Source organism: Jeongeupia wiesaeckerbachi (genome assembly GCF_050916355.1).
Classification (GTDB): domain Bacteria; phylum Pseudomonadota; class Gammaproteobacteria; order Burkholderiales; family Chitinibacteraceae; genus Jeongeupia; species Jeongeupia wiesaeckerbachi.
Genome location: NZ_CP136946.1, coordinates 1,556,433 through 1,579,712, shown reverse-complemented (window position 1 = coordinate 1,579,712; position 23,280 = coordinate 1,556,433). Strand labels below are relative to the sequence as shown.

General features: G+C 62.5%; 22 protein-coding genes. 11 read left to right on the top strand and 11 right to left on the bottom strand.

All coding sequences use genetic code 11. The annotated features are described in order from the left end of the window. Positions 1-269: 269 nt before the first annotated feature. From ilvB to R0382_RS07670, 8 genes are all read left to right on the top strand, one after another. Positions 270-2,036: a biosynthetic-type acetolactate synthase large subunit gene (gene ilvB / locus R0382_RS07705; RefSeq protein WP_432723639.1), complete on the top strand. Its 1,767-nt coding sequence runs from the start codon at positions 270-272 to the stop codon at positions 2,034-2,036. 13 nt (positions 2,037-2,049) lie between these two features. Further along, the gene (gene ilvN / locus R0382_RS07700) at positions 2,050-2,541 is read left to right on the top strand and encodes an acetolactate synthase small subunit (RefSeq protein ID WP_203539777.1); all 492 of its coding nucleotides are present in this window, start codon (positions 2,050-2,052) and stop codon (positions 2,539-2,541) included. Positions 2,542-2,620: 79 nt separating this feature from the next. Then, positions 2,621-3,637, top strand: coding sequence for a ketol-acid reductoisomerase (ilvC, locus tag R0382_RS07695; protein ID WP_432724140.1), 1,017 nt, complete (start codon positions 2,621-2,623; stop codon positions 3,635-3,637). Positions 3,638-3,777: 140 nt separating this feature from the next. Continuing rightward, a complete protein-coding gene (locus R0382_RS07690; protein ID WP_432723638.1) occupies positions 3,778-4,296 on the top strand; it encodes a hypothetical protein in 519 nt (172 codons plus the stop codon). A gap of 1 nt (position 4,297) precedes the next feature. Further along, entirely contained in the window at positions 4,298-4,900 is a 603-nt protein-coding gene (locus R0382_RS07685; protein WP_432723637.1) for a GNAT family N-acetyltransferase, read from the top strand. A 226-nt stretch (positions 4,901-5,126) separates the two neighbouring features. Next, on the top strand, positions 5,127-6,524 hold the full coding sequence (locus tag R0382_RS07680; RefSeq protein WP_432723636.1) for an amino acid permease: 1,398 nt from the start codon (positions 5,127-5,129) through the stop codon (positions 6,522-6,524). Positions 6,525-6,755: 231 nt separating this feature from the next. Continuing rightward, on the top strand, positions 6,756-8,093 hold the full coding sequence (locus R0382_RS07675; protein ID WP_432723635.1) for a transporter: 1,338 nt from the start codon (positions 6,756-6,758) through the stop codon (positions 8,091-8,093). Positions 8,094-8,136: 43 nt separating this feature from the next. Next, complete coding sequence (locus R0382_RS07670) at positions 8,137-9,546, top strand: sigma 54-interacting transcriptional regulator (RefSeq protein ID WP_432723634.1); 1,410 nt, start codon at positions 8,137-8,139, stop codon at positions 9,544-9,546. Positions 9,547-9,571: 25 nt separating this feature from the next. Here the strand turns inward: R0382_RS07670 and R0382_RS07665 are convergent, their stop codons facing one another. The 7 genes from R0382_RS07665 to asd all read right to left on the bottom strand — a co-directional run bounded on the left by R0382_RS07665 (position 9,572) and on the right by asd (position 16,230). Beyond that, positions 9,572-10,264: a hypothetical protein gene (locus R0382_RS07665; protein ID WP_432723633.1), complete on the bottom strand. Its 693-nt coding sequence runs from the start codon at positions 10,262-10,264 to the stop codon at positions 9,572-9,574. A 24-nt stretch (positions 10,265-10,288) separates the two neighbouring features. Then, positions 10,289-10,969 carry a C39 family peptidase gene (locus R0382_RS07660; protein ID WP_432723632.1) on the bottom strand — a complete coding sequence of 227 codons (681 nt, stop codon included), beginning with the start codon at positions 10,967-10,969 and terminating at the stop codon, positions 10,289-10,291. Positions 10,970-11,023: 54 nt separating this feature from the next. Next, positions 11,024-11,905 (bottom strand): hypothetical protein, encoded by an 882-nt coding sequence (locus R0382_RS07655; RefSeq protein WP_432723631.1) that lies wholly within the window; start codon positions 11,903-11,905, stop codon positions 11,024-11,026. Between the two features lie 1,098 nt (positions 11,906-13,003). Beyond that, positions 13,004-13,885: a hypothetical protein gene (locus R0382_RS07650; RefSeq protein WP_432723630.1), complete on the bottom strand. Its 882-nt coding sequence runs from the start codon at positions 13,883-13,885 to the stop codon at positions 13,004-13,006. A gap of 73 nt (positions 13,886-13,958) precedes the next feature. Continuing rightward, the gene (locus R0382_RS07645) at positions 13,959-14,573 is read right to left on the bottom strand and encodes a hypothetical protein (protein ID WP_432723629.1); all 615 of its coding nucleotides are present in this window, start codon (positions 14,571-14,573) and stop codon (positions 13,959-13,961) included. Positions 14,574-14,600: 27 nt separating this feature from the next. Continuing rightward, on the bottom strand, positions 14,601-15,053 hold the full coding sequence (locus R0382_RS07640; RefSeq protein ID WP_432723628.1) for a hypothetical protein: 453 nt from the start codon (positions 15,051-15,053) through the stop codon (positions 14,601-14,603). 328 nt (positions 15,054-15,381) lie between these two features. Further along, a complete protein-coding gene (gene asd, locus R0382_RS07635) occupies positions 15,382-16,230 on the bottom strand; it encodes an archaetidylserine decarboxylase (RefSeq protein ID WP_432723627.1) in 849 nt (282 codons plus the stop codon). A gap of 158 nt (positions 16,231-16,388) precedes the next feature. On the opposite strand from asd, the gene pssA reads away from it, so the two are divergent. Together pssA and R0382_RS07625 are read left to right on the top strand one after the other, a co-directional pair. Continuing rightward, complete coding sequence (gene pssA / locus R0382_RS07630) at positions 16,389-17,153, top strand: CDP-diacylglycerol--serine O-phosphatidyltransferase (RefSeq protein WP_432723626.1); 765 nt, start codon at positions 16,389-16,391, stop codon at positions 17,151-17,153. Positions 17,154-17,282: 129 nt separating this feature from the next. Then, positions 17,283-19,073: a 2-isopropylmalate synthase gene (locus R0382_RS07625; protein ID WP_432723625.1), complete on the top strand. Its 1,791-nt coding sequence runs from the start codon at positions 17,283-17,285 to the stop codon at positions 19,071-19,073. A 314-nt stretch (positions 19,074-19,387) separates the two neighbouring features. Here the strand turns inward: R0382_RS07625 and R0382_RS07620 are convergent, their stop codons facing one another. Further along, entirely contained in the window at positions 19,388-19,762 is a 375-nt protein-coding gene (locus R0382_RS07620; protein ID WP_432723624.1) for a DUF2069 domain-containing protein, read from the bottom strand. After that, on the bottom strand, positions 19,759-20,358 hold the full coding sequence (wrbA, locus tag R0382_RS07615) for an NAD(P)H:quinone oxidoreductase (protein ID WP_432723623.1): 600 nt from the start codon (positions 20,356-20,358) through the stop codon (positions 19,759-19,761). Before wrbA ends, R0382_RS07620 begins: the two co-directional genes overlap by 4 nt. 59 nt (positions 20,359-20,417) lie before the next feature. On the opposite strand from wrbA, the gene R0382_RS07610 reads away from it, so the two are divergent. Next, positions 20,418-21,608 (top strand): YihY family inner membrane protein, encoded by a 1,191-nt coding sequence (locus R0382_RS07610; RefSeq protein WP_432723622.1) that lies wholly within the window; start codon positions 20,418-20,420, stop codon positions 21,606-21,608. Between the two features lie 60 nt (positions 21,609-21,668). Here R0382_RS07610 and aroB read toward each other — a convergent pair whose 3' ends face one another. Then, positions 21,669-22,751 carry a 3-dehydroquinate synthase gene (aroB, locus tag R0382_RS07605; RefSeq protein WP_432723621.1) on the bottom strand — a complete coding sequence of 361 codons (1,083 nt, stop codon included), beginning with the start codon at positions 22,749-22,751 and terminating at the stop codon, positions 21,669-21,671. Then, entirely contained in the window at positions 22,744-23,280 is a 537-nt protein-coding gene (locus tag R0382_RS07600; protein ID WP_432723620.1) for a shikimate kinase, read from the bottom strand. Before R0382_RS07600 ends, aroB begins: the two co-directional genes overlap by 8 nt.

Below are 23,280 nucleotides of genomic sequence, written 5' to 3'. Positions count from 1 at the left end.
CACCGAATGGCACCGCCCGCGCAACACACCGCAGTCGTCCCCAACTCGGGCCACAAGCCCGATCGAAGGCGGCCCGCCCGGTAAAGAACTCGGATTTGCGGCATGGCCGATTGTCGAGGATCTCGAACGCTGCATTACCACGCAGCGTTCCGAACCGCCCGCACGCCCGCGGACGATTCAACGGATCCGAAGACTAAGCGTGTCTGCAAGTTCACCCCTGGATGGCAGGAGCTATCTAAAACATTTCACTTCGTTGTGAGGGTGATCCCATGGAAATCTCAGGCGCTGAGATCGTCACCCGCTGTCTGCAGGAAGAAGGCGTTGAATTCGTCTTCGGCTACCCAGGCGGCGCGGTTCTGGAAATCTACGACGCAATCTTCAAGCAAGACCATTTCAAGCACGTGCTCGTCCGGCACGAGCAGGCCGCGGTGCACGCCGCCGACGCCTACTCGCGTTCGAGCAACAAGGTCGGTGTGGCGCTCGTCACCTCCGGCCCCGGTGCCACCAATGCCATCACCGGCATCGCCACTGCCTATATGGACTCGATCCCGATGGTCGTCCTGTCGGGCCAGGTCGGCACGCCGGTGATCGGTTCGGACGCGTTCCAGGAAGTCGACATGGTCGGCTGTTCGCGCCCGATCGTGAAACACAACTTCCTGGTGAAGGATGTGCGCGATCTCGCTGCCACCTTCAAGAAAGCGTTCTATATCGCCGCTACCGGCCGCCCGGGCCCGGTCGTCATCGACATCCCCAAGGATGTGACGATGGCCAAGACCGTGTTCGAGTATCCGAAGTCGGTGTCTATCCGCAGCTACAACCCGCCGACCAAGGGCCATCCGGGCCAGATCAGGAAAGCCGCACAACTGCTGAGCGAGGCCAAGCGCCCGTTCATCTATGTCGGCGGCGGCGCAGTGCAGGGCGGCGCCGGTGACCTCGTTACCGAGCTGGTCAAACTGCTGAACGTGCCGTGCACCAACACGCTGATGGGGCTTGGCGCACTCGACGGCACCGATCCGAACTTCGTCGGCATGCTCGGCATGCACGGCACCTACGAAGCCAATCTGGCAATGCAGTACTGCGACGTGCTGATCGCGATCGGCGCACGCTTCGACGACCGCGTGATTTCGGTGCCGAGCCAGTTCCTGTCGAACCCGAAGAAGATCGTCCACATCGACGTCGACCCGAGCTCGATCGCCAAGCGCGTCAAGGTCGATGTGCCCATCGTCGGCGACGTCAAGCACGTGCTGACCGACCTGATCGCCGTGCTGAAGGAAACCGGCCTCAAGCCGGGCGCCGACGCCCTCGCCAACTGGTGGCAGCAGATCAACGAATGGCGCAAGCCGAACTCGCTGCTGTACACGCCGTCGACCGAGGTCATCAAGCCGCAGCACGTGATCGAAACGCTGTGGAACGTGACCAATGGCGAAGCCATCGTCACCTCCGACGTCGGCCAGCATCAGATGTGGGCCGCGCAGTACTACAAATTCCGCCGTCCCAAGCAGTGGATCAACTCGGGCGGCCTCGGCACCATGGGCTTCGGCCTGCCGGCCGCCATGGGCGCGCAGCTCGCCAACCCGGATGCGCAGGTCGCCTGCGTCACCGGCGAAGGCTCGATCCAGATGAATATCCAGGAACTGTCGACCTGCAAGCAGTACCACACGCCGGTCAAGGTGCTGAGCCTGAACAACCGCTATCTGGGCATGGTTCGCCAGTGGCAGGAATTCTTCTATGGCACGCGTTACTCCGAGTCGTACATGGACGCCCTGCCCGACTTCGTCAAGGTTGCCGAGGCCTATGGCCACGTCGGCTTCAAGGTCGAAAACCCGGCCGACGTCGAGCCGGTGCTGAAGGAAGCCTTCGGCCCGTCGCTGAAAGAGCGGCTGGTCTTCATCGACTTCCGTACCGATCAGACCGAGAACGTATTCCCGATGATCCAGAACGGCAAGGGACTGAACCAGATGGACCTGCCGCCGCATATGCGCGGCATGCAACAGGTACCGTTCGACAACAACCGTGATTACGGCAATCTCGCTTAAGGAGGGATGAGTAATGCGACATATTCTTTCCGTCCTGATCGAGAACGAAGCCGGCGCGCTGTCGCGCGTCACCGGGCTGTTTTCGGCACGCGGCTACAATATCGACTCGCTGACGGTGCAAACCACCGAAGACGCGACGCTCTCACGCATGACGATCGTCACCCACGGTTCGGACGACGTGATCGAGCAGATCACCAAGCAGCTCAACAAGCTGATCGAGGTGGTCAAGGTGATCGACCTGAACGAGGCCGAACATATCGAGCGCGAACTGATGCTGATCAAGGTGCGCGCGACGGGTAAGGATCGCGACGAGATGAAGCGGATGGCGGAAATTTTCCGCGGCCGCATCATCGACGTGACCGAGAAGAGCTACACCATCGAGCTGACCGGCGCCGGTGACAAACTCGACGCCTTTATCAAGGCGATCGACCCGGCGGTCATCCTCGAAACCGTCCGTACCGGCGCCTCGGGCATCGGCCGCGGCGAACGTATTTTGCGAGTCTGAAAACCGAGTGAGGCGTGCGGGCCGGAAATCCGTCCCACGCCTTGTTCCCCACACCTCTCAGGAGTGATATTCCATGGCACTGAACGTTTTCTACGACAAAGATTGTGACATCTCCATCATCCGCGGCAAGAAAGTCGCCATCATCGGCTACGGCTCGCAAGGCCATGCCCACGCCTGCAACCTGAAGGATTCGGGCGTCGACGTCACCGTCGGCCTGCGCGCAGGTTCGGCGACGGTGAAGAAGGCCGAAGCCCACGGCCTGAAAGTCACCGATGTGAAGACCGCCGTCGCCAGCGCCGATGTCGTCATGATCCTGACGCCGGACGAGTTCCAGTCCAAGCTGTACAAGGACGAAATCGAGCCGAACATCAAGCAGGGCGCCACGCTGGCGTTCGCACACGGCTTCGCGATCCACTACAACCAGGTCGTGCCGCGCAAGGACCTGGACGTGATCATGGTTGCACCGAAGGCCCCGGGCCACACCGTGCGTTCCGAATTCGTCCGTGGCGGCGGCGTACCTGACCTGATCGCGATCTTCCAGGATGCATCGGGCAAGGCCAAGCAAACCGCCCTGTCCTACGCCAGCGGCGTGGGCGGCGGCCGTACCGGCATCATCGAAACCACCTTCAAGGACGAGACCGAAACCGACCTGTTCGGCGAACAGGCCGTGCTGTGCGGTGGCGCCGTCGAACTGGTGAAGATGGGCTTCGAGACCCTGGTTGAAGCCGGCTACGAGCCGGAAATGGCCTACTTCGAATGCCTGCACGAGCTGAAGCTGATCGTCGACCTGATGTTCGAAGGCGGCATCGCCAACATGAACTACTCGATCTCCAACAATGCCGAATACGGTGAATACGTGACCGGCCCGAAGGTGATCAACGAAGAGTCGCGCAAGGCGATGCGTGAAGCGCTGAAGAACATCCAGACCGGTGAATACGCCAAGCAGTTCATCCTGGAAGGCCAGACCAACTACGCCTCGATGACGGCTGCCCGTCGCAACAACGCAGCGCACGGCATCGAAGTCGTTGGCGGCCAGCTGCGCGCGATGATGCCGTGGATTCAGGCGAACAAGATCGTCGACCAGTCGAAGAACTGATCGCCTTCTTGCCGTTAAAAAAGCCAGCTTTCGAGCTGGCTTTTTTGTCGTCGATTTAAAACACTGGCTAAGAAATAATTTCAACTAACTTACCAATTAGTGTTAAAAATTGGCTCCTTTCATTTCAACGAAAAAACAAGATGAAGCACATTGCACTTACCGCTTTGGCGCTGATCACGCTCAGCGGCTGTTCGACATATGCAGTGCAACGTTATTCGGTCAAGGCCGATAACATCGTCGCCTATCGCGATAACGGCAAGAAATATAATATCGGCCAATTCACGGCTAACGATACCGGTCTCACGCAAATCATGTGCCGGGGCGTCGGCCCGGTCAAAACGCCGGATGGCCAGACCTTCGCCGATTACATCGCCGGCGCAATCACCGATGAGCTCAAAATTGCCGGTGCTTTCGACGCCAAGGCAACCAATACGTTGAGCGGCAATCTAGATATGATCAAATTTGACTCGATGAATGGCCTGTGGACACTGGGGCTGACATTAAAATCCAGCAATGGCGGTGCAGCACAGAAGCAAGAGCAATATCAATACACCAGCAGCTATTACGGTGAAACCGCCTGCAACCAAACCGCGCAAGCTTTTATGCCTGCGGTACAAAACCTTCTCGGCCAATTTGCCACTGAAGCAAAACTCAAATAAGGTGGTCCCTGCTGCCCACGCAGCAGGTTCTAAATACCGGGCACAGCTGTATCCACAGCTCGACACCCCGCGCCTCTCCCTAGATGCCTTCACCGACATCGATGCACCCCGGGTACAGGTGCTGGCCGGTGTCTTCGAGGTCGCCGATACCACCGCGTCGATTCCCCATCCCTATCCGGATGGCGCCGCAGCCGCATGGATTGCCCAGCAGCAACCATTCTGGGCGGCAGGGCTGGCGCTCACGCTGGCAATCCGCCGCCGCGACAACGGACTGCTGATCGGCGCGATCGGCTTGCAAGCGCTCGACACCGCGCCCGAGTTCGGCTTCTGGCTCGGCCAAGCCTACTGGGGACACGGCTACGCCTCGGAGGCCGCGCTGGCTGTGCGCGATTTCGCGTTCGGCACACTGGCCGTTCGCTGCCTCGCCGGTCGCCACCTCGCCCGTAATCCGGCCTCCGGCCGGGTACAGCAGAAGATCGGCATGCGTCGTGTCGGCTGCACCCAGGCTGCGGTTCGCGACGGGCGGATCGAAACGGTCGTCGAGTACGCCCTTCGCGCCGACGAATGGCAAGCGGCCGCCGTGGCAGGCCAGACGGGACCGTAACAGTTCAGCCATGAAACCGGCATAACACCCGCGGGATTTCACCAATGGTCGGGCTTACAACACACACTTACAGTCCGCCGACCCCTCCCTGGGGTCGTTTCGCCTTGCCCGCCCACCCCGCGGCGCCATCGACGTCGACCCAACCGACCCTACCGGGTTTCTGCCATCGCTCCCGTTCACCGGGCTACGGCCTGCGGTCGTCGCCCTTGCAGAAGTCACCCCCGTCATGAGTCTTTTCCGTACCAAGAATATCGATGCGCTGATCGCATCCACCGCCAGCGACACCGGCGGCCTCAAACGCGTACTCGGCCCTGTCGACCTCGTGCTGATGGGCATCGGCGCCATCATCGGCACCGGCATCTTCGTGCTGACCGGCACCGGCGCGCTGACCGCCGGCCCGGCACTGACGCTGTCCTTCGTCATCGCGGCCATGGCCTGCGGCTTTGCCGCACTGTGCTATGCCGAATTCGCTTCGGCGATCCCGGTCTCCGGCTCGGTCTACACCTACTCCTATGCCACGCTCGGCGAAATCGTCGCGTGGATGATCGGCTGGGACCTGATGCTCGAGTACGGCCTGGCTGCATCGGCGGTCTCGGTCGGCTGGTCGGGTTACTTCCAGTCGCTGATCGGCGGATTCGGCCTGCATTTGCCGACCGTATTGACCGCCGCCCCCGGCGCAATTCCCGGGCAGACCACGCTGTTCAACCTGCCTGCCTTTGTGATCATGCTGGCGATTACCGCGCTGCTGTCGATCGGCGTACAAGGCTTTGCCAAGCTCAACAACCTGATGGTCGCGATCAAGGTCGGCATCGTGCTGCTGTTCATCGTCGTCGGCGCAGGCTATGTCAAACCGGCGAACTGGGCGCCGTTCATGCCTTTCGGTTTCTCCGGCGTCTTCAGTGCCGCCGCCCTGGTGTTCTTTGCCTTCATCGGCTTCGACGCCGTCACCTCGGCCGCCGAGGAGGTGAAGAACCCCAAGCGCGACTTGCCGATCGGCATCATCGGTTCGCTGGCGGTCTGCACCGTTCTGTACGTGATCGTCTCGGCGATCATGACCGGGATTGTCCCGTATCCTAAGTTCGCCGGCGTCGACCACCCGGTGTCGTTGGCGCTGCAGTACGCCGGACAGAACTGGGTTGCCGGTTTCATCGACCTCGGCGCCATCCTCGGCATGACCACGGTGATTCTGGTGATGGCCTTCGGCCAAAGCCGGGTGATCTTTGCGATGAGCCGCGACGGTCTGCTGCCGCCGGTGCTGTCGAAAATCCACCCGCGCTTCTCGACCCCCTTCGTCACCACTTGGCTCATCGGCGCCGTCTTCTCGCTGTTTGCCGCGCTGGTGCCGCTGAATGTGCTGGCCGAGCTGATCAATATAGGTACGCTGGCCGCGTTCACGCTGATCTCGATCGCGGTACTGGTGCTGCGCAAGACCAAACCTGACCTGCATCGTGCCTTCCGTTGCCCCGGTGTGCCGTTCGTACCGCTGCTGGCGGTGGGCTTCTGTGTGTTCCTGATGCTCAATCTGCAGTCGATTACCTGGATGGCATTCGGCATCTGGCTGAGTATCGGTTTCATCGTGTACTTCGGCTACGCCCGCCGGCGTTCGCTGTTGCACCCACGCTAACGCGACCTACGCCGCACCAAAGCCGTCCGGGCACACCGGGCGGCTTTTTTACGCGGACGGAAAGCGGCTTTTATTTTTCCATATGGAAAGTCCTGCTATAGATAAACGAAAGGGACTAGCTGTTTTCATGCAAACAAAAGCACGGTGCGGCCACTGATTGTTGCAGTATTCTCAGTCAGTAACCGCCGGATGCGATGTGTCCCATCAGTCGACCCTCGCTCAGGAACGCATATGGACCAACGCATCTGCGCCGTGCCGCTCACGGTCATGGCTTTCTCGTGCCAGCTTGCTTTCGCCGCCCCGCCCCCTGCCAAGCCCAAACCCAAGACGCAGATCGAGCTGCTCAAGCAATCCAATCAGCAGCAGGCCGCCAAGCTGGCCGCACTGGAAAACCAGATCCAGTCGTTGCAGAAAATGGTCGGCGAACTGAACAGCAAGCTCGGCGGCGCCGCAGCGCCGGCTGCTGCACAGGTCGCTCGCAGCCCGACGGCACCGATCGTCGTTGCCAGCAACCAGACCGCGCAGAATGCAGCGCCGGCCGCAGTGGCAGCGCCACGCCCGGTGCTGCCGCCGCTGCCTCCCGCCCCCGACAGCAAAACGTCCGGCGATGCGCCCAAAAGCGTGGAAGACATTTACCAGACCGCCAGCGGCTTCAACTCATCCAGCCGTTACTCCTTCGAAGCCGGCCTGACCTACAGCCACTTCGATACACGCGAACTGAAACTCAGTGGCTTTCTGGCACTGGATTCGATTTTCCTTGGCAACATCAACCTCGATCGGACCAAACAGGACACCTATACGCTGGATCTGACCGGCCGCTGGTCGCCCACACCGCGCTGGCAGTTCGAGATCAATGCACCGATCGTCGCGCGCGAGGCCAATTACTTCTCGGGCGGTGCCGGCGGCGCAGGCACATCGGTATCGGAAGGCTCGACCTCGCGTTCGCCGCAACTCGGCGACGTCAGCGTCGGCGTCGCCTACAAACTCTTCCAGGAAACGCTGGAGATTCCGGATACGACGATCAGCCTGAACCTGCGCACGCCGACGGGCAAGGAGCCCTACGGCATCAAGCTCAAGGAAGTCGAAAACAGCAACGGCAACCTGATGATCCCGACCGAGCTGCCGACCGGCAACGGCGCCTGGGGTCTCACCGGTGGCCTTGCGGTGGTGAAAACGGTCGATCCGGCGGTGATCTTCGCCAATATCGGTTACACCTACTACTTCAAGAACAGCTACGACGACATCAGCTCGAACATCGACACCACGCAGCCCGGCGAAGTGCAACAGGGCAGCAGCATCCAGTTCGGCGCTGGCACGGCCTTCGCGCTCAACGAGAAACTCAGCCTCGGTTTGTCCTACTCGCAGCAGTTGGTCAGCAAGAGCCGCGTCCGCTCCGAAGGCGGCCCGTGGAACGACGTCACCGGCAGCGATGCCAATGTCGCCAACTTCAACGTCGGCATGACCTATGCGATCAACAAAAACCTGTCTGTCATCCCTAATCTGGCCATCGGCCTGACCCCGGAAGCGGCGAACTACGCTGTCTCGGTGAAGATGCCGTACAACTTCTAGCCGTCAGCCCGGCCCGCAGTACGCAGCACCAAGGAGAGACAGCGTGAGCATCGCAGACAAATTCCTGTTCCAAGTCGGGGGCAGCGTCAAAGAGCCGTGGCACTCGGTGCTGAGCGCGTCGGGCTGGCAGGTGATGCACATTCCGGATGTTCAGCGGCTCGCCGGGGTGCGCCATGTCGGTAACGCAACGGCAGGCCTGATTTATGTCGACGAACAATTGCTGCCCAAGCTCAGCAAACTTGCACCCCACTTCGCCAAGCACGACCTTGCCTGGATCCTGCTGGTCGAGCAGCGTCTGGTCGGCAGCCCCGTCGTCGCACGTTTCATCGACGAATTCTGCTACGACTATCACAGTCTGCCGGTGAACCCCGGCGTACTCATCGTCACGCTCGGCCGTGCCCACGGCATGGTGACGCTGCATCGCAGTCAGCAAACCAACGAGGATGAAGTCCAGAGCGAAATCATCGGCGAGCATCCAAGCATCCAGCGCATCCGCCGGGACATTCGCAAGATCGCACCGACCGACGTCAACGTGCTGATCAGTGGCGAATCCGGCACCGGCAAGGAATTGATCGCCCGGGCGCTGCACCAGCAGTCGCCGCGTTCGGACGCCTCGTTCGTCGCGGTCAACTGTGGCAGCCTGCCGGCCAACCTGGTGCAATCGGAGCTGTTCGGTCACGAACGCGGCGCGTTCACCGGCGCATCGGAAAAGCGCATCGGTCGTGTCGAAGCGGCCAACAAGGGCACGCTCTTCCTCGATGAAATCGGTGACATGACCTTCGACACCCAGGTCAACCTGCTGCGCTTCCTGCAAGAGGGCATCATCGATCGCGTCGGCGGCAATACCTCGATCGCCGTCAACGCCCGGGTCATTTCGGCAACCCACGTCGATCTGCCGAAGGCGATTGCACTGGGGCGCTTTCGCGAGGACTTGTTCTACCGTCTCAACGTCTGCCGCCTGCACTTGCCACCGTTGCGCGAACGGCATAGCGATATCCTGCCGATCGCCCACTACCTGCTCGACTTCCACGCGGGCCGGCTCGGGGTACCACGCAAGCGGCTCTCGACCGAAGCGGGCCGCGCCATGGTCAGCTATTCATGGCCGGGGAATGTGCGCGAACTGACCAACCGGATCTGTCAGGGACTGGTGATGGCCAGCAGCCGGAACATCAAGCCGCAGGACATGGGACTGAATCCGAGCGCACCATTCGAAGGTAGGACGCTGGAAAAGGTCCGCAAGGAAGCCGAACGGGACGCGGTGCGCATGGCGCTGGCGCTCCACAACGGCAGCAACGTCAAGGCGGCGCAGGAGCTGGGCGTATCGCGGGCCACGTTTTATCGGCTGATGCAGCGGCACCTCGGCGTTCCGCTGGCCGCCGAGGGGGGCGAAGCCAGTGAGGCGCTTGGCGCGCCCCACGAAGGTGACGAAGCCGAGGAAGGGGCCGGGCAATAGCCCCCTTCTTCGGTTCAGCGCAGGTTTAGCGCAATCCTTGCATCAACGACGGTATCCAGTTGTCCCCGGCATTCCGGCCGATCGCGCCGGGCTTCAGGCCGATGACGATCTGCATCGCGTTATTCACGGTCATCCCGTTGCCCTTGATCATCGACACCTGCGACAGCTTGCCGCCGCCGATCGATTGCGATGCGACGCCGGCCAGGCCGCCACTCACCGAGAGCGTCAACGCATCGCCGATCTCCGGCACCAGCGTCGGCACGATCTGCCAGCCCTCGGCCGCCGACGGCGCCGCACTGACCGCGCCTTCGGCCAGGTGAATCTGCGCCAGATTGTTGGCCACGTTGCCACTGCCGGCAACCTGATTCAGCTGCGCCACGCCCTTGACATCGACCGGTTGCGCCACGCCAGCGGCGCCGCTGACGGCGCCTTTGGAGGCGTCGTTCAACTGATAGCGGCTCACCGTCAGCGAGCGGTCCGGACCGATATCCAGCGCCACGGCCCCGCCGATGCGCGAACCATCAGGCCGGGTCCAGACCGAGGCCAGCTGCACGCCGAAGTGCAAGACTTCTCCGGCATTGATGTAGCGCCCGCGCAGCTCGGACAGGGCTTGATCGTCCAGCGCCGAAAACGCCAGCGGGCTGGCGGTGGGTGGCGCCGCAAATAAGGGCGCCATCGCGGAAGCAGCGATGATGCCCAGCCAGTAACGCTTGTCCATAATGCCCTCGCTTTCCGACCGGAATCAGAAAAAGTCGCTGTGCATGAAGCCGTACTCGATCAAATCGGCTGTCGGCACCGGTTGCACGGTGTTGATGCCGGCCCTGGCCGAGAGCCGCGGCGTAATCCGGATCAGCGGGTTATCGACCCGATAACCATGCCCGACCACGGCCAGCAGCACGCCGCTCCACTGCGGCACAAACTCTTCCATGCTGACTTCGCGGTTGCCCACCGACGGATCGGCCAGATAGACCGTGGTGGCCGTGGCTTTGCGGATCACGACAAAATGCTTGTAACCGTTGGTGTCCAGCAGCGTAATCGCCGGGATCTTCAACGACTGCAGCGCTTCGGGCTGCAGTTTGTAACCCTTGCTGCGGAATCCGAGCGCTTCGACATAACGCTTCATGTCGAGCATCGAGAAACCCAGTTTGCGCACCGTTTCTTCGTTGGTTTCGCTGATCATGCCCTTGAGCACGACCTCTTCCGGCGCATCCAGCCCGTAGGCGTAACGCAGCACCGTGGCCAGCGTAGCGGCACCACAACTGAAGTCGGTTTTTTGTTCGACGACGTTGGTAAAGCGGATTTCGCGCAGGCTCTTGGCGCGAAGCTGCGGCCGGATGTCGCCAGTAAAACCCGGCACCGGCATGTCCGCAGCGCCGGCACCCAGGCTGGCGAAAAGCAGGATAGCGATCAGCGATGTTTTCATGATGAGCAGAATGCGGAGGCGTTGCCGCCCCCGCATCCCATCCTCCCTGCGCGCTTATTGGTAGGCCGAAGCAATCGCCAAGGTGTTGACCTGTTGGTTGCCGACACCGGCCGCCGAGTTCACCCCGATATTGCCGGCAGTCAACAGCACCGACGCCGTGATTGCCGACACGTTGTCGAGGAACACGCCTTGCAGCGTATCGTTGTGGTCGCTCAGCTGCAGACCACCCGAGCTGGCCACGGCGAGGGCGCCATGGTTGACCGAGGCGATGGCTGCGTAGTTGCCTTGCTGGTTGCCCACGCCGGCCGCCGAGTTGACACCGCCGTTGCCGGCGAAGCCGACGACGCTGCCGGTAATCGCCGAAGTGGCATTCGGCAGCACCGGCAGCAGGCCGAACACGAAGGTGTCGTTCAGCTCGCTGTTCTGCTCGTAGTTCACGTCGGCGGTGGCGACACCGATGGCCGGGATGCCAAGGATGGGCGGCAGCGGGAACGGCAGGGCGATGCCGCCCAGGGTCGCGCCGCTATTGGTCGTGGCAATCGACAGGGTGTTGGCCTGCTGGTTGCCGCTACCGGCGGCATCGTTCATGCCCATATTGCCAAGCACGCCAACACCCGACAGGGTCACGGCAGACGCCGAGCTGCCGATGACCAGGCTGTTGTTGTCGATGCTCTTCTGCACGGCGTTGACCGTGGCATCGGCGGCTGTCGTGCCGACGACGAGAGCACCGCCGAGTACGCCGACGCCAACCACATGTGCATTGACCGTGGTATCGCTGTTGGTGAAGGTATTGACCATCAGATCGGCAGTGCCGGTGACGTCAGCGATCAGCGAAACCTTGAGTGCGGCATCAAGATCCAGGTCCGCTTCTGCGAACGCAACGCTCGACATACCGGCAAGGGCCAGGGCGACTGCGGTGAGTTTCAGGGCTTTCATTTTGCTTCTCCTCAAGACTGCAATAAGTACTTCATGGACTAAAGCACTGCGGCCTGATCTGACTGGTGGCCGCTAAGAACCTGATGGCGGCTGGCGCAACGTTGTTGGCGCAACTCTGGATGGTTTGAAATACTCGCCATCTGGTTGATCGGTGTACTGCTGGTCGGTCCAGCACCTGGCAGTAACTTTGGCGCCCCTTGAAGGGCGGGTACGGTACCGGGTTCGCCATCCGGGCTTGTGACCACCCTCTCCTGCTGGAGGCCCGTGTAACCGGACGGGTGAGTTCAACAGCGGCCTGGACTAGTGACTGGATCGGCTTCCGTTCCCTTCGCTTGTGCACTTCAATGCAGGCTCCATGCCAGACAACAATAACCGTTTGATTTATATGAATAATATAAATTCAAGCGCATCAGCAGAGTCAGCAAACGAATCAGCATTGAGACAGTTTTCGAGCACTATCCAAGGGAAATGTCGACCACCGCCCGTTCAGGCGATTCGCCCTCCCTTCGTTTGCAAAGAAACCAGCTGGAATGCGGCTTGGCAGCCCAAAAAAACGCAAGGGCAGCGTGAAAATCGTCTCAGAGTTGAGCAGATTCGATGAGCACGTCCGATCACGCGGATCGGCAGGGCTGCGCGGATGGCGAAGGAGGATTGGTTCCCACGATGCATATCGCCGACAGCGGCCCGCCCGAATGCCCATCGCCCTCCACGCATCCATCCGTGGGCCGGGCCGATGAATCGCCCAGCGTGCGTCCATCCGGTGGCGCTGCAGGCGGGGGGCATACCTGTCCGCCGCTAAGCGCGCCCAGGGCGGACGCGCCAGGAGGAATGCCTACACAGCACCGCGCGATGCGGTTGCCATGCTAGAGCCGGAGATGCAGTCATCGCACAGCAGCCGTTGTGCGGCCATGGCGTGCCCACCCCTCCACGCTACGGCCGGCTATGCCCTCGCAACCAGCGCTTGGGGATTGAACTGGTGGTGCGAGCTGGGGAGGCGAACTGGGGAGGCGAACTGGGGAGGCGAACTGGGGAGGCGAGTGGGCAGCTAGGCAAAAAAATGCGGGGGAGTCTCCTCCCCCGCATTCTGTCCCTGAGCACTTATTGGTAGGCCGAGGCAATCGCCAAGGTATTGACTTGTTGGTTGCCGACACCGGCTGCCGAGTTCACCCCGATATTGCCGGCGGTCAACAACACCGACCCCGTGATTGCCGACACATTGTTGAGGAACACGCCTTCCAGTGTGTCGTTGTGGTCGCTCAGCTGCAGACCGCCCGAGCTGGCCACGGCGAGGGCGCCATGGTTGACCGAGGCGATGGCCGCGTAGTTGCCTTGCTGGTTGCCCACGCCGGCCGCCGAGTTGACACCGCCGTTACCGGCAAAGCCGATGACGCTACCGGTGATCGCCGAAGTGGCATTGGGCAGAACCGGCAGCAGACCGAACACCAGCGTGTCGTTCAGCTCGCTGTTCTGCTCATAGTTCACGTCGGCGGTGGCGACACCGATGGCCGGAATGCCGCCGATGGGTGGCAGCGGGAACGGCAGGGCGATGCCGCCCAGGGTTGCACCGCTATTGGTCGTGGCAATCGACAGTGTGTTGGCCTGCTGGTTGCCGTTACCGGCGGCATCGTTCATGCCCATATTACCGAGCACGCCGATACCCGATGCGGTCACGCCGGACACCGAACTGCCGATGACCAGGCTGTTGTTGTCGATGCTCTTCTGCACGGCATTGACCGTGGCATCGGCCGCCGTCGTACCGACAACGATGGCACCGCCAGCCACGCCGACACCAACCGCATGCAGGTTGACCGTGGTATCGCTGTTGACGAAGGTATTGGCCATCAGGTCGACGGTGCCGGTGACGTCAAAGATCAACGAGCCAGCCAGTGCAACGTCGAAATCCAGGTCCGCTTCAGCGAACGCAACACTCGACATACCGGCGAAGGCAAGAGCGACTGCAGTAAGTTTCAGGGTTCTCATTTTGCTTCTCCTCAAGACTTGAATAAGTACTTCATGGACAAAAGCTCAACTACCTGGCCTGTCTGCAGGCCTTTTATAAACCGGGTGGGCGCGAGAACTGCACCGCGAGCACATTGCCCGTGATGTTGCCGTTGCCCGCCACCTGGTTGATTTGCACAACCCCGCTCGTTCCCTTGAACGCACCGGGATCGATACCCACTTGCTGCACCGACGTCACATCGCCAAGCAGCTGCTGCAACGGATTGGCCACGCTGTCCGCCAGCAAACCATCGTCGGCCTGCTTCACCGTGAAGACGGTCACCACACCCGTGCTGGCGCCCTGCGCGACGCCCAGCAGATTGGCGCTGACGTTGCCGCGACCGGCCTGCTGATTGACCCCGAGCACGCCATTGAAACCGGAGAACGCCGCGCCGCTGATCTGCGCGCTCTGCACGCTGCCGACACCCGGCATCGACACGGCCCCCTGCACCGCCGCCCCGCTGACGACAGCAATGGCCGTCCCGTCCGGGTTGACGGCAATCGCCCGCAGATTGGCTGCGGTATTGTGTTCACCGGCCGTCACATTGACCGACAGCACCCCTTGCGAGGCGATGCCGGTATCGCTGATCAGCGCGGTATCGACGGCCCAGGTACTCGCGCCGCAAGCCAGGAGCGGCAGCGCCAACAGCAGATTTGGTACGCGACTCATCATGGTTCTCCTTGGCGGGCCATCGCGTCAGCGCGAGAGGATCGGCGACATGGCGTTCACCACGCTATTGCCTATCCCCTGGACGAAACCGCCGCCGCCGGGCGTTCGACCCGTCCCGCTCGGTGCAGCCCCGGCGGCATTGCCAAGCGCCACGGCGCTCTGACCGGCGGCAAGCGACGAGGTATTGCCAGCCTGGGCCGGTATCTGGCCGGCGCGCATATCACCCATCAGCGCATCGTCGACGCTGCCCACGCCGGCAATGGCCTGCGTCTGGGACATCACCGTTGTGGCTGGCGAAACCTGGACTTCGATGACTTTCGGCGACTTCGGGCTGTCAGGACGGAAAGCGGTGCGCGGTGCGACATGCCGCTGGACCAGGATCGATCCCTCCTCCGCCATGGCTGGCCGGGCTCCGCCGCTAAGCAAGGTCAGCAGCAACGCCGACAGGCTGAGCAGGGAGCTGGTTTGGGCTCGTGGCATGATCGACTCCGGTGCATTCGTATGCCGGACTCAAATGCACACCGCGTGCCACGCACCATCAAATCATTGATTTATAAGGAAATAGAGGATATTTCCTGTACACCGAAAATCATGAATGCCTCAACACTGAGACATATTTCCGGCCCAGCCGGCCGAAACGACGGCCAGAGCCGACGCCGCCGACGGCAGCGCCTGTTTGGAAGCCCATATTGCAGCGGGAATGCGGCCGGTCGTGGCTGGCGCAGCTTGGCGCGACGACGAAAAACGTCTCAGAACTGAGCACGGGGCGAGCGCCGACCTTGGAGCAAGGCCAGCACCGGCAGCGAAATCAAGCGGCGTATTCGGCCATCGCCTGCCCGAGGCGCACCGGTGCGGCGGGGCCCCAGCCGTCCGCGAATGCCAGTCGCGGTTGCGGGAACAGCAGCACGACCGTCGAGCCGAGCAGGAAGCGGCCCATTTCCTCGCCCTTCTTCAGCGCGATCTGCTGGTCACGGTAATCCCAGCGACGAACGGCCGACTCACGCGGCGGGTTGACAAGACCATGCCAGACGGTCGCCATGCTGCCGACAATGGTCGCGCCAACCAGCACCATGATGAACCGGCCCTGCTCGCCCTCGAACTCGCACACCACGCGCTCGTTACGGGCAAACAGCCCCGGCACATTGCGTGCGGTGGCCGGATTGACCGAGAACAGCTCGCCCGGCACGTAGACCATCTGCAGCAGACGCCCATCGCACGGCATATGGATGCGGTGGTAATCCTTCGGGCTCAGGTAGATCGTGGCGAAACTGCCGTTGTCGTAGTACTGCGCCAAGGCGGCATCGCCGCCGACCAGCGTCGTGGTCGAATAGCGATGGCCCTTGGCCTGGAAAACCTGATCATGCTCGATGGCGCCGCACTGGCTGATGGCGCCATCGACCGGGCAAACCAGCGCCGACTGCGCCAGCGGGCGCGCGCCCGGTTTGAGCGCACGGGTGAAGAAATCGTTGAAGCTGGCGTAGTGGCCGATGTCCGACTCGGCGGCTTCGCTCATGTTCACGCCGTACTTGGCCACGAAACGACGGATGATCCAGGTTGTCACCTTGCCACGCGCCGGCGTTGCCACCCAGCCGGCAAAAACGGTGAGCGCCAGCTTGGGCACGGCGTACTGCAACAGGACTTTCAAGCGTTCGGACACGAAGCGCTCCGCGTTTCATCAAACGGGGGATTGTAACGCAAGAGCCGAAGCGCCATCACCGTGCACCGTACCGGCGTCCTCCCCGATTGGGGCGTACCGTATTAAACTCTGCATGTTGCACTATCCCCGGCGGCCCGCCGCCACCACTAGAGAACCCCATGACCCTGAACACCAAGAGCCCGATGAACCTGCGCCGTCAGAGCATTTACCTGCTGCCCAATCTGTTCACGCTGGGTGCGTTGTTCGCCGGTTTCTACGCCATCGTTCAGGCGATGAACAACCGCTTCGAACACGCCGCGGTCGCCATTTTCGTCGCCATGATCCTCGACGGCCTCGACGGCCGCGTCGCCCGGATGACGCACACGCAGTCTGAATTCGGCGCCCAGCTCGACAGCTTGTCGGACATGGTCAGCTTCGGCGTTGCGCCGGCGCTGGTCGCCTACGAGTGGATGCTCAAGGATTACGGCAAGACCGGCTGGATCATCGCCTTTGTCTACTGCGCCTGCGCCGCGCTGCGGCTGGCGCGCTTCAACGTCAATATCGGCATCGTCGACAAACGCTGGTTCCAGGGGCTGGCAAGCCCGGCTGCCGCCGGCATCGTCGCCGGGCTGGTGTGGAACGTGCACGAGTTCGCCGAGGAAATCGAACCGCTGGCCCACCTGCTGCCCTTTGTCGCCATGGCGTTCACGCTGCTCGCCGGCGTGTCGATGGTCGTGAACGTCCGCTTCTGGAGCTTCAAGGAATTCAACGTCCGCAAGACCGTGCCGTTCTACGCGATGCTGATCATGGTGCTGGTGCTGATCGTGCTCGCCGCCAAGCCGGCGCTGGCGCTGTTCCTGTTCTTCGTCGGCTACGGCGTCTCGGGTTATGTGTACTGGCTGTGGCAATTGCTGCGGCGGAACAAGCTGCAATCACCGAACTGATTCTACAAAAAGTAGAACTCAGTCTCCAAAAAGCGCCCGGCCGGGCGCTTTTTTGTTGTTTTACGCAGAAATGTTTGACACTGCGTCCGACAATTTATACGCTGTGTACTCAAATCTGAGGAGAACAGCGTGCAATTGGACATCGATCGCCTGATCGCCGATTTCGGCGGCCCCGGCCCGCTGGCCGAAGCGCTCAACACCGCCTTCCCGGAAGACCCGGTGTCGCGCGCGGCGATCTACAAGTGGCGCGAACGCGGCACGCTGCCGCTCTCCCAGCTCAACAAGCTCGCGCAGCTCGCTGCCAGCCGCGGGCATCAATTCAACATCCAGTCTTATCTGGCCGGCACTCAGCCGGCGTCGATCACTTGGGGAGAACCGGCCATGGGCGAGCGCTTGTACATTTTCGACACGACCTTGCGCGACGGCGAGCAGTCGCCGGGCGCGTCGATGACGCGGGAAGAAAAAATCCGCGTGGCGCGCCAGCTGGAAAAACTCGGGGTCGACATCATCGAAGCCGGCTTTGCTGCCGCCAGCCCCGGTGATGCAGACTCGATCCGCGCCATTGCCGAAGCCGTGAAGGAATCGACCGTCTGTTCACTGGCGCGTGCGAACGAACGTGACGTGCGCGCCGCCGGCGAAGCCATCCGCCCGGCCGCCAAGGGCCGCATCCACACCTTTATCGCAACCAGCCCGATCCATATGGAGAAGAAGCTGCGCATGAGCCCGGACGAAGTCGTCGCCGCGGCCGTGAAGGCGGTGAAGATCGCCGGCGAATACACCGCCGACATCGAATTCTCGGCCGAAGATGCCTTGCGCAGCGACATCGACTTTCTCGCGCGGATCTTTGGTGAAGTCATCAAGGCCGGCGCCAAGACGATCAACGTGCCCGACACCGTCGGCTACGCGGTACCGCAACTGACCGAGCGTTTCTTCCGCGAGCTGATCGCCAAGACGCCGGGCGGCGACAGCGTGATCTGGTCGGCACACTGCCACGACGACCTCGGCATGGCCGTCGCCAACTCGCTCGCCGCGGTGATGGGCGGCGCGCGCCAGGTCGAGTGCACGATCAACGGCCTCGGCGAGCGTGCCGGCAATGCCAGCCTCGAGGAAATCGTCATGGCGGTGAAGACCCGCCACGACATCTTCGGCGTCGAAACCCGCGTCGATGCGACGCAGATCGTCCCGACGTCCAAGCTGGTTTCGACCGTCACCGGCTACCCGGTGCAGCCGAACAAGGCCATCGTCGGCGCCAACGCGTTCTCGCACGAATCGGGCATCCATCAGGACGGCGTGCTCAAGCATCGCGAAACCTACGAAATCATGAGCGCCGAATCGGTCGGCTGGGCCGCCAACAAGCTGACCCTGGGCAAGCTGTCGGGCCGCAATGCCTTCAAGACCAAGCTCGCCGAACTCGGCATCATGCTCGACAGCGAAGAGGCGCTGAACGCCGCGTTCTCGCGCTTCAAGGCACTGGCCGACAAAAAGCGCGAGATCTTCGACGAAGACCTGCACGCGCTGGTGTCGGACGAGCTGATCACGATCGAACAGGAAACCTACCGGCTGACGTCGCTGAAGGTGGTGTCGGAAACCGGTGAAGTACCGCAGGCCAATCTGGTGATCACCGAAAACGGCCAGGAGCGCCATGCCGACGCCGAAGGTGACGGGCCGATCGACGCAGTGTTCAAGGCAATCGAATCACTGGCCTCGACCGGCGCCGAGTTGCAGCTGTATTCGGTCAACGCGATCACCCAGGGCACCGACAGCCAGGGCGAGGTCACCGTGCGACTGAGCCGCGAGGGCCGCATCGTCAATGGCCAGGGCGCCGATACCGACATCCTCGTCGCCAGCGCCAAGGCGTACATCTCGGCGGTGAACAAGCTGGCGAACAAGAACGAACGGACGCACCCACAGCCGGTGTGAGGATCATTCCGCTTCGGTCTCGCCCCCATGCCGGGACGGCTGTGGGGAACGTGACAGAAACGGACATGCAATAAGAAACAGGCCAAACACTGCACCGGAGACCGGCTTGCCCACAAGGCGAGTCCGGCGGCCGCCGATCACGGCAGCCGATCCGCCCGCCAACCCGAGCCACAAGCTTGCCGTTGCGACGAGGCGCCCGGTCGCTTCTTTTTTTCGAACGACCCTCCCGCAAATCGATACCGGCAAAGCGCCCTTCACCTTCCGAGAGCGCGCCAAGAGAACCGCCTGCAATCGCAACAGCGCCGCCTGCAGGATCAGCCGTTTTCCGCCGCCAGCACGCTCGGCCGCGTCCACTTGGCGTAGCACGACACCGCAACGAAGCACGCCGTTGCCAGCAAGACCTCGCCGCCCGCCAGCCAGCGCGACAGCCCCACATCGCTCCACACCCGCATCAACCCCTCGGCCCACCACAGCAGGATGAACATCGACGTCCACTGATAGGTATAGCGCCGGCCGTGAATCAGCCCGCGCAGCGGCAGCAACAGCGGCACGGCCTTCAGCGCCAGCGTCGATCCGCCGGCACGCAGCGGCGCCAGCACCAACTCCCACGCCAGACACAGTGCAATCAGCGCGACCACGCTGCCGACCGCGACGCGACGCGCCAGCTCACGATGCTGTTGCGTGCTCATCGCGGTGTCGCCAGTTGCAAGGCGATCTCGGCCAGCCGCTTGCCCTGGGCGATGGCCAGCTGTTTTTCGGCCTCGGAGATCGGCGCACGACTCTCGGGCCCGGCGATATGGCTGGGGCCGTACGGCGTGCCGCCCGACGTCGTCGTCGACAATGCGGTCTCGCTGTACGGCGTGCCAACGATGACCATGCCGTGATGCAACAGCGGCAGCATCATCGACAGCAGCGTCGTTTCATTGCCGCCGTGCATCGATCCGGTGCTGGTGAACACGCACGCCGGCTTGCCAATCAGCGTGCCGGCCAGCCAGTCGTTGACGGTACCGTCGAGGAAATACTTGAGCGGCGCGGCCATATTGCCGAAGCGCGTCGGGCTGCCCAGCGCCAGGCCGATGCACTCGTGTAGATCACTGAGTTCGACATAGGGCGCGCCGGTGTCCGGAATCGCCGCCTCGACCGCTTCGCACACGGTCGACACTTTCGGCACCGTGCGCACGCGCGCGCGCGCGCCGGGCACCGATTCGATGCCGCGCGCGATCAGCTGCGCCAACTGGCGCGTCGCACCATGGGTCGAGTAATACAAGACAAGAACGTCGCGCATGGCGGCTCCGGATTGAGGGGTGCGGTATTATAAAACGATTGAAACCTTGACTCCGATCGATGCGCCGACCTTTTCCGCGTCTGAATGAACTCGCCGACTGGCGCCGGCTCTCGGGCTTCGCCCGCTTCGTCGCCCAGCGACTCGTCGCCGACCGCTGCATGCAGACCGCCGGCAGCCTGGCCTATACGACGATGCTGGCGATCGTGCCGCTGTTCACCATCGCGCTGACGCTGTTTTCGGCGTTTCCGATGTTCAGCGGCTACAGCGGCCGTTTCCGCGCCTTCATTCTCTCCAACCTGATCCCCGATACCGCCGGCCGCGTCGTCGGCACGTATATGCGGCAGTTTTCCGACAACGCCGAGAAGCTCACCGCGCTGGGCATGGTGGCGCTGGCAATCACCGCGCTGCTGCTGGTGTTCACGATCGAGAAAACGCTGAACGAAATCTGGGGGGTGCAGAAGCCGCGCCGGCTGCTGTCACGAACGCTGATCTACTGGGCGGCGCTGACGCTGGGGCCGCTGGTGCTCGGCGTCAGCCTGTCGTTGACGTCGTGGATCTCGCACGGGCTGGGCACGACGTGGTTGTTCGTGATTGCGCCGGTGGCGCTGAGCTTCGCCTCGCTGGCGCTGCTGTATCTGGCCGTGCCCAACTGCTACGTGCCGCGCGCGCATGCGCTGACCGCGGCGGCGGTGACGACGGTATTGCTCGAGCTGATGAAGAAGCTGTTCGCCCTCTACATCCAGCAGATCGGTGCATACAAGCTGCTTTACGGCGCCTTCGCGGCCTTCCCGATCTTTCTGCTCTGGCTGTATCTGTGCTGGGTGATCGTCCTCGGCGGCGCGGTGCTGTCGGCGTCGCTGTCGTACTGGCACGGCGACGGCTGGCGCTGGGGCCGGCACCACGGTACGCGCTTCGAACAGGCGGTACGCATCCTGATGACGCTGGCGCAGGCACACAGCAACGGCGAAGTGCTGCACATCGATACGCTGCGCCGGCGCGTCGGGTTGGGGCTCGACGCCACGCAGGCACTGCTCGAACGCATGTCGCTGCGCGGCTGGGTCGAGGCCAGCCGCGATGGCGAATGGCTGATTGCCGTCGCCATCGAACGGATCACGCTGCTGGACATCTACGAACAGGTCGTCACGCCACTGACCGCCAACGTCGAAGCCGGGCTGGTCCCGACGATCGCCGCGATGCGCCAGCCGCTGACGGCCACGCTGGCCGATTACATCGACACGCTGGACAAATGAACAAGCCCCGCTGTGCGGGGCTTGTTCAGGGTGACGGGCGGCGCAGCCGGCTCAGGCGGCTCAGGCGGCGCAGCCGGCCGCCAGCGCCAGCTTGATCGTCTCGGTCTGCAACTCGCCGATGTAGGACTGGCCGAGTTTTTCGAGCAGGATGAACTTGATCTTGCCGGCATCGACCTTCTTGTCCTGCGCCATCAGTTCGAGATAGCGCTCCTCGCCCAGCGCCGGCGAGACGACCGGCAGGCCGGCTTTTTCGAGCAGGGCCTTGATCCGCGCCAGCTCGGCATCGGAAATCTGCCCGAGTTCACGCGATGCCAGCGCCGCCAGCACCATGCCGGCCGCGACGGCTTCTCCGTGCAGCCAGACGCCGAAACCAAGGCCGGCTTCAATCGCATGCCCGAAGGTATGGCCGAGATTGAGCAAGGCACGCTGACCATGCTCGCGCTCGTCAGCGGCGACGATGCGCGCCTTGTTCTGGCAGCAGCGCTCGATCAGGTATTCCAGCGCCTCGACGTCACGCGCCATCACCGCATCGATATTGGCCTCGAGCCATTCGAAGAACGCCAGATCGTCGATCAGGCCGTACTTGATGACTTCGGCCATGCCTGCCGAGAACTCGCGCGCCGGCAGCGTATCGAGCGTCGTCAGATCGGCGAGCACCAGCCTGGGCTGGTAGAACGCGCCGATCATGTTCTTGCCGAGCGGATGGTTGATCGCCGTCTTGCCACCGACCGACGAATCGACCTGGGCCAGCAAGGTCGTCGGAATCTGGATGAAGGGCACACCGCGCTGGTAAACCGCGGCGGCAAAGCCGGTCATGTCGCCAATCACGCCACCGCCAAGTGCGATCAGCGTCGTCTTGCGCTCGCAACGCGCGCTCAGCAGGCCGTCGAAAATCAGGTTCAGCGTTTCCCAGGTCTTGAAGCGCTCGCCATCGGGCAACACGATCGTATGCACCTGCACGTCGGCAGCTTCCAGCGCAGCCTGCAGCTTCGGCAGATACAGCGGCGCCACCGTTTCGTTGCTGACGATGGCGACCCGCTGCTGCGGCAGCTGCGCGACGATGGCCGCGACGTCGTTCAGCAGATCACGACCGATGCGGATCTCGTACGGCGCGTGGGCAAGTTCGACTTGGACATTACGCATTGAGCTTTTTTTCCAGTTCGCGCAGCAGGCGCTGCGTCAGCGATTGGACGGTCTGACTGCTGGTGTCGATGACGAGGTCGGCGAGCTCGCGGTAGATCGGGTCGCGGATCTCGAACAACTCCTGCAGTTTCTGGCGAGGATTCTCGGTTTGCAGCAGCGGCCGGTTCTTGTCGTGCGAGGTACGCGCAAACAGATCGTCGACATTGGCCCGCAGATAGATGACGAAACCGTTGCGGCGCAAACAATCGCGATTGTCCGGATTGAGCACGGCACCACCGCCGGTCGCAAGCACGATGCCCTGTAGGGCCGTCAGCTCGGCAATCGTCGCGGCTTCACGCTTGCGAAAGCCGTCTTCGCCTTCCAGCTCGAAAATGGTCGGAATCCGCGCGCCGCTGCGTGCGGTGATCTCGTGGTCGGAGTCGTAAAACGTTTTGTCGGTTGCCCGCGCCAAAGTGCGGCCAACCGTCGTTTTGCCGGCGCCCATCAGGCCGACCAGAAAAAAATTGCCTGGCAGTTTCATGCCAGGCAT

Coding starts and splice junctions, on each gene's coding strand:
- ilvB (WP_432723639.1), top strand. CDS start 270: ATGGAAATCTCAGGCGCTGAGATCGTCACCCGCTGTCTGCAGGAAGAA.
- ilvN (WP_203539777.1), top strand. CDS start 2,050: ATGCGACATATTCTTTCCGTCCTGATCGAGAACGAAGCCGGCGCGCTG.
- R0382_RS07690 (WP_432723638.1), top strand. CDS start 3,778: ATGAAGCACATTGCACTTACCGCTTTGGCGCTGATCACGCTCAGCGGC.
- R0382_RS07680 (WP_432723636.1), top strand. CDS start 5,127: ATGAGTCTTTTCCGTACCAAGAATATCGATGCGCTGATCGCATCCACC.
- R0382_RS07675 (WP_432723635.1), top strand. CDS start 6,756: ATGGACCAACGCATCTGCGCCGTGCCGCTCACGGTCATGGCTTTCTCG.
- R0382_RS07665 (WP_432723633.1), bottom strand. CDS start 10,264: ATGGACAAGCGTTACTGGCTGGGCATCATCGCTGCTTCCGCGATGGCG.
- R0382_RS07660 (WP_432723632.1), bottom strand. CDS start 10,969: ATGAAAACATCGCTGATCGCTATCCTGCTTTTCGCCAGCCTGGGTGCC.
- R0382_RS07655 (WP_432723631.1), bottom strand. CDS start 11,905: ATGAAAGCCCTGAAACTCACCGCAGTCGCCCTGGCCCTTGCCGGTATG.
- R0382_RS07650 (WP_432723630.1), bottom strand. CDS start 13,885: ATGAGAACCCTGAAACTTACTGCAGTCGCTCTTGCCTTCGCCGGTATG.
- R0382_RS07645 (WP_432723629.1), bottom strand. CDS start 14,573: ATGAGTCGCGTACCAAATCTGCTGTTGGCGCTGCCGCTCCTGGCTTGC.
- R0382_RS07640 (WP_432723628.1), bottom strand. CDS start 15,053: ATGCCACGAGCCCAAACCAGCTCCCTGCTCAGCCTGTCGGCGTTGCTG.
- pssA (WP_432723626.1), top strand. CDS start 16,389: ATGACCCTGAACACCAAGAGCCCGATGAACCTGCGCCGTCAGAGCATT.
- R0382_RS07620 (WP_432723624.1), bottom strand. CDS start 19,762: ATGAGCACGCAACAGCATCGTGAGCTGGCGCGTCGCGTCGCGGTCGGC.
- wrbA (WP_432723623.1), bottom strand. CDS start 20,358: ATGCGCGACGTTCTTGTCTTGTATTACTCGACCCATGGTGCGACGCGC.
- R0382_RS07610 (WP_432723622.1), top strand. CDS start 20,418: ATGCGCCGACCTTTTCCGCGTCTGAATGAACTCGCCGACTGGCGCCGG.
- aroB (WP_432723621.1), bottom strand. CDS start 22,751: ATGCGTAATGTCCAAGTCGAACTTGCCCACGCGCCGTACGAGATCCGC.
- R0382_RS07600 (WP_432723620.1), bottom strand. CDS start 23,280: ATGCCTGGCATGAAACTGCCAGGCAATTTTTTTCTGGTCGGCCTGATG.